Consider the following 1,655-nt stretch of genomic DNA (forward strand, 5'->3'; position numbering starts at 1 on the left):
TCCTCCAGGTTCTCCTTCATGATCACCGTGGACTTCACCAGGAGCCCCGACATGCCGATCACGTCGGCCTTGTGCTCCTGCGCCGCCTCCAGGATCGCGGAGACCGGCTGCTTGATGCCGATGTTGACCACGTTGTAGCCGTTGTTGGTGAGGATGATGTCGACCAGGTTCTTGCCGATGTCATGGACGTCGCCGCGGACGGTGGCCAGCACGATGGTGCCCTTGCCCTCGTCGTCGGTCTTCTCCATGTGCGGCTCCAGGTAGGCGACCGCCGTCTTCATCACCTCCGCCGACTGCAGCACGAACGGCAGCTGCATCTGACCCGAACCGAACAGCTCACCGACGACCTTCATCCCCTCCAGCAGGGTGTCGTTGACGATGTCCAGCGCCGGACGCGCCCGCAACGCCTCGTCCAGATCGGCTTCCAGGCCGTTCTTCTCGCCGTCGATGATCCGCCGCCGCAGCCGCTCCTCCAACGGCAGCGCCAGGAGCTCCTCGGCCCGCCCGGCCTTCAACGACTTGGTGTTCACGCCCTCGAAGAGCGCCATCAGCTTCTGCAGCGGGTCGTAGTCCTCCGTCCGCCGGTCGTAGATCAGGTCCAGAGCCGTGCGCACCTGCTCCTCGTCGAACCGCGCGATCGGCAGGATCTTCGATGCGTGCACGATCGCCGAATCCAGACCCGCCTTGACGCACTCGTCGAGGAAGACGGAGTTCAGCAGCACACGCGCGGCCGGATTCAGACCGAAGGAAATGTTCGACAGACCCAGCGTCGTCTGCACCTCGGGATGACGGCGCTTGAGCTCACGGATCGACTCGATCGTCGCGATCCCGTCCTTACGGGACTCCTCCTGCCCCGTGCAGATCGTGAACGTCAACGTGTCGATCAGGATGTCCGACTCACGGATCCCCCAGTTCGACGTCAGATCCGCGATCAGCCGTTCCGCGATGGCGACCTTGTGCTCGACCGTGCGCGCCTGGCCCTCCTCGTCGATCGTCAGCGCGATCAGCGCGGCACCGTGCTCGCGCGCCAGCGCCGTGACCTTCGCGAACCGCGACTGGGGCCCGTCACCGTCCTCGTAGTTCACCGAGTTGATCACCGCACGCCCGCCGAGCTTCTCCAGACCCGCCCGGATCACCGCGACCTCGGTCGAGTCCAAAACGACCGGCAGCGTCGACGCCGTCGCGAACCGGCCCGCCAGCTCCTCCATGTCGGCCACACCATCACGGCCCACGTAGTCCACACACAGGTCCAGCATGTGCGCGCCCTCACGGATCTGGTCCCGGGCCATCTCCACACAGTCGTCCCAACGGCCCTCCAGCATGGCCTCACGGAACTTCTTCGACCCGTTCGCGTTCGTCCGCTCACCGATCGCCATGTACGAGGTGTCCTGCCGGAACGGCACCGTCTGGTACAGCGACGCCGCACCCGGCTCCGGCCGCGGACTACGAGCGGTGACCGCGGCACCGCGCACCCGCTCCACCACCTGCCGCAGGTGCTCCGGCGTCGTACCGCAGCAGCCCCCGACCAGGGACAGCCCGTACTCCCGCACGAACGTCTCCTGCGCGTCCGCCAGCTCCGGAGCGGTCAGCGGATAGTGCGCACCGCCCTTGGTCAGCACCGGCAGACCCGCGTTCGGCATGCACGACAACGGAAT

Annotated in this window: 1 protein-coding gene; it reads right to left on the minus strand. The window is 66.5% G+C overall.

The annotated features are described in order from the left end of the window. Positions 1 to 1,655 (minus strand): dihydropteroate synthase (locus ACZ514_RS32245; RefSeq protein WP_469126340.1); only part of this gene is annotated, 1,655 nt, incomplete at both ends.

It is taken from the genome of Streptomyces sp. NPDC034086 (assembly GCF_055575515.1).